Annotated in this window: 8 protein-coding genes; all 8 read left to right on the top strand. The window is 47.7% G+C overall.

Annotated features, from left to right (window positions below):
* Positions 1 to 291, top strand: a 291-nt coding sequence (locus tag B3O33_RS07450; RefSeq protein ID WP_292363314.1) for a TrkA C-terminal domain-containing protein, incomplete at its 5' end; no start/stop codon positions are given.
* A gap of 4 nt (positions 292 to 295) precedes the next feature.
* The gene (locus B3O33_RS07445; RefSeq protein WP_292363313.1) at positions 296 to 853 is read left to right on the top strand and encodes a YqgE/AlgH family protein; all 558 of its coding nucleotides are present in this window, start codon (positions 296 to 298) and stop codon (positions 851 to 853) included.
* Complete coding sequence (gene ruvX / locus B3O33_RS07440) at positions 850 to 1,269, top strand: Holliday junction resolvase RuvX (protein ID WP_292363312.1); 420 nt, start codon at positions 850 to 852, stop codon at positions 1,267 to 1,269. The genes B3O33_RS07445 and ruvX overlap by 4 nt, the downstream gene beginning before the upstream one ends.
* The gene (gene pyrR / locus B3O33_RS07435; protein ID WP_292363311.1) at positions 1,266 to 1,796 is read left to right on the top strand and encodes a bifunctional pyr operon transcriptional regulator/uracil phosphoribosyltransferase PyrR; all 531 of its coding nucleotides are present in this window, start codon (positions 1,266 to 1,268) and stop codon (positions 1,794 to 1,796) included. Before ruvX ends, pyrR begins: the two co-directional genes overlap by 4 nt.
* Complete coding sequence (locus tag B3O33_RS07430; protein ID WP_292361165.1) at positions 1,786 to 2,757, top strand: aspartate carbamoyltransferase catalytic subunit; 972 nt, start codon at positions 1,786 to 1,788, stop codon at positions 2,755 to 2,757. The genes pyrR and B3O33_RS07430 overlap by 11 nt, the downstream gene beginning before the upstream one ends.
* Entirely contained in the window at positions 2,757 to 4,040 is a 1,284-nt protein-coding gene (locus tag B3O33_RS07425) for a dihydroorotase (protein ID WP_292361164.1), read from the top strand. The genes B3O33_RS07430 and B3O33_RS07425 overlap by 1 nt, the downstream gene beginning before the upstream one ends.
* A 19-nt stretch (positions 4,041 to 4,059) precedes the next feature.
* Complete coding sequence (locus B3O33_RS07420; protein WP_292361163.1) at positions 4,060 to 4,236, top strand: DUF3012 domain-containing protein; 177 nt, start codon at positions 4,060 to 4,062, stop codon at positions 4,234 to 4,236.
* Between the two features lie 5 nt (positions 4,237 to 4,241).
* Positions 4,242 to 5,000: an HAD family hydrolase gene (locus B3O33_RS07415; RefSeq protein WP_292361161.1), complete on the top strand. Its 759-nt coding sequence runs from the start codon at positions 4,242 to 4,244 to the stop codon at positions 4,998 to 5,000.
* Positions 5,001 to 5,093 lie beyond the last annotated feature (93 nt).

The following is a 5,093-nucleotide window of genomic DNA, read 5'->3' as shown; positions in this document are numbered from 1 at the left end:
CGGCGTGGTGATATTGTAGCGGTGCATTCCTTGCGCCGTGGCGCTGCTGAGGCTTTGGAAGCCATTGCTCATGGCGATAAAGGTTCTTCCATGGTAGTTGGCCGACGCATTGATGAAATTGATTTGCCACCGGGCACCTCTATTGGCGCAATCGTTCGCGGTGAAGAAGTTATTATTGCTCACCGAAACACCATGATTGAAGCAGAAGATCATGTCATTCTGTTTTTAACCAATAAACGCTACATCAAAGAAGTTGAACGCTTATTCCAGGTCGGGTTCACCTTCTTTTAATCTTATGTCCTATTCACTTAAACATCATTTTCTGATCGCCATGCCAACCCTGATAGACAGTTTTTTCTATCATTCAGTGGTGTATCTATGTGAACACGATGAAGAAGGTGCAATGGGCTTAATCATAAACCGTCCCACCCGAATCATGATGCAGGAGCTACTTAACCACCTGCAAATCACCAATACTTCCGAATGGGCTAGCAACACCGCCGTTTTGTTTGGTGGTCCAGTGCAAAAAGATCAGGGTATGGTGGTGCATGATGGTGGGGAACAATGGAAAAATACCCTTAAGATATCCGAGCAAACGTTTTTAACCACTTCCAGCGATATCCTGCAATCATTAGGCACCCAGAACGGGCCGCCACATTCAATAGTCACTTTGGGTTATGCTGCATGGGAAGCCGGTCAACTGGAACAGGAAATAGCGGAAAACAGCTGGCTGACCGTGCAGGCGACCCCTGAACTGCTATATCAAACGCCCGCAGAGGAACGCTGGCATGCGGCAGCTAAATTACTGGGCATCGACATCAATCTGATGTCTAATACAACTGGTCATGCATGAATTCTGAGAAAAATATACTCGGTTTTGATTTTGGCATGAAAAGCATAGGTGTTGCGGTCGGTCATCAATTAACCAACACGGCCAGAGGCATTGCCGCTTTATCCGCCCGTGATGGCATTCCGGATTGGGATAGCATCGCTAATTTAATTAAGGAGTGGCAGCCTGGTCTTATTGTGGTTGGCTTGCCGCTGAATATGGATGGCACCGAACAGTTAATGACCGCCGCCGCCAGAAAATTTGGCAACCGGATGAACAATCGTTTTAATATTCCGGTGGCCTGGCAGGATGAACGCCTGACAACCTTTGAAGCACTCGATCAAATGGGAATACGCAGTAAAATGCAGACCGACAAACGTAGTGATGTCGATAAACTCTCGGCTCAAATTATTCTTCAATCATGGCTGGACCAACAATGACAATGCCCCAAACCACAGCGGAAATTCAAAGTCTGCTAGAAGAGATGGCTGAATCCATACGTGATGATCTCGCCGACAAAGATCCGTTTCTGATCGGAATCCATACCGGTGGCGTCTGGGTCGCAAAAGCCTTGCAGAACATTCTTGGCGAAGACTTTTTTGATGCGCCGCTTGGCACCCTGAATATTGCCTATTATCGTGATGATTTCACTCGCATCGGCATGCATCCTCAGGTTTCGCCTTCCGATCTGCCCTTTGAAGTAGACAATCGCCATCTGGTGTTAGTAGATGATATTTTTTACAGTGGTCGCACAACACGGGCTGCGCTGAATGAAATTTTTGATTATGGTCGTCCAGCGAGCGTGACGTTAGCCGTGCTGATTGAACGGGATGGTCGTGAATTACCCATCCGTCCGGATATTGTTGGGGCCTCCGTTATTTTACCCCGCAATCAACATTTAAAACTTCGTAACCGCGATGGTTTGCAACTGGAAACACGCGCAGCAGGAGCGCTGCATGCCGAGTAATCAACTGACAGAAGGTGGCCAATTGCGGCATTTTCTGACGATTGAAGGTCTGAAACGCCCATTACTGACAGAAATCATGGATCGGGCTGAGCAGTTTTCCAGTATCAGCCATCGCCAGGTAAAAAAAGTCCCATTGCTACGTGGCAAAACCATTATCAATTTATTTTTTGAAAACAGTACACGCACCCGTTCAACCTTTGAGTTAGCTGCCAAACGTCTTTCAGCCGATGTGATGAACTTTAATATCAGCACCTCTGCAACCTCTAAAGGTGAAAGCCTCCTCGACACACTGCATAACCTTGAAGCCATGCACACGGATATGTTTGTGGTTCGCCATGATCAAAGTGGTGCAGCAGAGTTTATTGCCCAACATGTCGCACCGCATGTCAGTGTTATCAACGCAGGCGACGGCTGTCATGCTCACCCCACTCAGGCCATGCTGGATATGTTTACTATCCGCCGCCATAAACAGGATTTTGCCAACCTTCGCGTGGCAATAATCGGCGATATTCTGCACTCGCGGGTAGCCCGCTCACAAATTCAGGCGCTAGCCACACTTGGTGTAGGTGAGATCCGCGTTATTGGTCCACAGACGTTATTACCGCGTGAGAGCCAAACACTGGGTGTGCATGTTTATCATGACATGGCTGCGGGTCTTGAGGGTGTAGATGTGGTCATTACCTTACGCTTACAGCTTGAACGTATGCAAGGCGCTTTATTACCCAGTGCACGGGAATATTTCCGCTGTTATGGGCTGACCGAAGAAAAACTTAAATATGCAAAGCCGGACGCCATTGTCATGCATCCCGGCCCGATCAATCGTGGTGTTGAAATAGCCTCGTCAGTTGCCGATGGGCCACAATCAGTGATTCTTGAGCAGGTAACCCACGGTATCGCCATTCGCATGGCGGTGATGTCGATGGCCCTGGCCAGTCAATCAGAACAGGCAGAAGTCGAATAATGAAGATTTGTATTCAAAATGGTCGTGTCATAGACCCTGCCAGCCAACTTGATATCGATCACAATGTTTACATCGAAGATGGCCGCATCATTGCCATCGCTGAAGAGTTGCCCGGTTTTGATGCCGATATCGAAATTGATGCCTATAACAAAATCGTCTGTCCCGGACTGGTCGACCTGAGTGCCCGGTTACGTGAACCCGGACAGGAGCATACTGCCACCATTGAGAGTGAAACCCGTGCTGCTGCTGCAGGAGGGATCACCACATTGGCCGTTCCACCTGATACCGATCCAGTAATCGATAATCCAGCAGTAGTTGAATTGATCGAGGATCGAGCAAAAAAGGCCGGCCGCACGATGGTGCTCACCGTAGGTGCATTGACCCAAAAACTGAATGGCGAACTGCTGGCAGAAATGGCCGCGTTAAAAGCAGCGGGCTGTGTGGGGGTCAGTAATGGCGTGACCGAAATTAAAAATACCGTAGTCTGGCGCCGTGCACTTGAATATGCTGCTACGCTGGACTTGACTGTATTTATTAACCCCGCTGATCCCTGGTTACAAAAACAGGGCTGCGTGCATGAAGGAACGGTCAGTGCCAGATTAGGTTTATCCGGTATCCCGGAAAGTGCGGAAACCATTGCCGTAAGTCGGGACTTAATTCTGATTGAACAAACCGGAGTGCGTGCTCACTTTCACAGTATCTCTACAGGAAAAGCGGTCAAACTTATTCGCGAAGCACAAGAGCGTGGCTTACCTGTTACTGCTGATGTCAGCGCCCATCACTTACATCTTTGTGAACATGATCTGGGAAATTACGACAGTTTCAGTCATGTGATGCCACCCTTACGAAGCGTACGGGATCGCGAACAGTTAAAACAAGGCTTACGTGATGGAGTCATTCAAGCGGTCTCTTCTCATCATCAGCCGCTGGATGCCGATGCCAAATTAGGTCCGTTTGCCGAAACCCTGCCGGGCCTTTCGGCACTGGAAACCCTATTACCCCTGACACTCAAGCTGGTAGAAGATGATGAAATCACCCTGCATCAGGCTATTGCCAGTCTGACCTGTCAGCCAGCCGCTATTCTGGGTATTGAAGCAGGACAACTCAAAGCCGGTGCCAGTGCTGATATCTGTATTATTGATGCGGATGTACAATATGACTGTCAGCCCTCCGAATTTGTCAGTGCCGGAAAAAACAGCCCTTTTGGCGGGTGGTTGTTTCAGCATCAGGTCAGCCATACGCTGTTTCAGGGTAAACTCGTTTATCAGCGCCAGCCCAACTAGCCCATGCGGAGTCTTTAAAATGACAATTATGCGTTATTGTTTTCGAGTTCTTGGTTTGCTCGCATTTACTGTACTGTTTTCAGCCTGTACTCCTGAAATTGGTTCAGATGAATGGTGTGTGCATATGAAAGAGAAGCCCAAAGGTGACTGGACAGCAAATGAAGCCGGTGCTTATGCGGAACATTGTCTGCTCTGACTATCATGTCGCAACCGTTATTTGCATTTGATTTTGATGGGGTAATTTGCGACAGCGCCATTGAAACCGGATTAAGTGGCTGGCAAGTTGCAGCGCAAATCTGGGGAGATATGCCAAAGCAAATGCCGGAACAAATCCTGACGGATTTTCGTCAGGTGAGACCGGTGATGGAAACTGGCTTCGAATCGATTCTGATATGTCGACTATTGTTTGAAGCGATTAGCCCAGATAGTTTATTAAATGATTTTACCGGCCAAATCGACAATCTTGTGCTACGGGACCAGCTTGATAAAACGGATTTAAAAAAACGGTTTGGTGTGTATCGGGACAGCTGGATTGACGCCGATTTTGCCGGCTGGATCAAAATGAATCCGCTTTACCCGGGTGTTATTGACCTGTTAAGTCAAATCCCCCGTCACCAGCTTTTTATTATTACAACCAAACAGGAACGATTTGTCAGTGCGATCCTTGAAGCCAATCAAATAACTGTGGAGCCTACACAAATCTATGGTTTGGAACGTAATCTGAAAAAGCCTCAAATTCTTAATCAGCTTCAGCAATCACATCCACAAACCGCTATTCTGTTCATTGAAGATCGACTGCCCACATTACTGGATGTTATTGCGACCGCTTCCCTGTCCAGCGTTCAATTGTATTTCGCAAACTGGGGTTACAATACTGAAGATGACAAACATCACGCATACCTGCATCCCAGAATCACCCATATAGATTCACCTTCTTTACAAAACTTGACACCATGTTGAGGTAACATCCCCTTGGAACTCTCGGCAGGGAAATTTGCCCATAAACGGAAACCAGACATCGCACCTAGCTGAATTCAGTTTAGACCATCATTC

The sequence above is a fragment of the Methylophaga sp. UBA1464 genome (assembly GCF_002325665.1).
Classification (GTDB): domain Bacteria; phylum Pseudomonadota; class Gammaproteobacteria; order Nitrosococcales; family Methylophagaceae; genus Methylophaga.
This window is presented reverse-complemented; position numbering and strand designations above follow the sequence as displayed.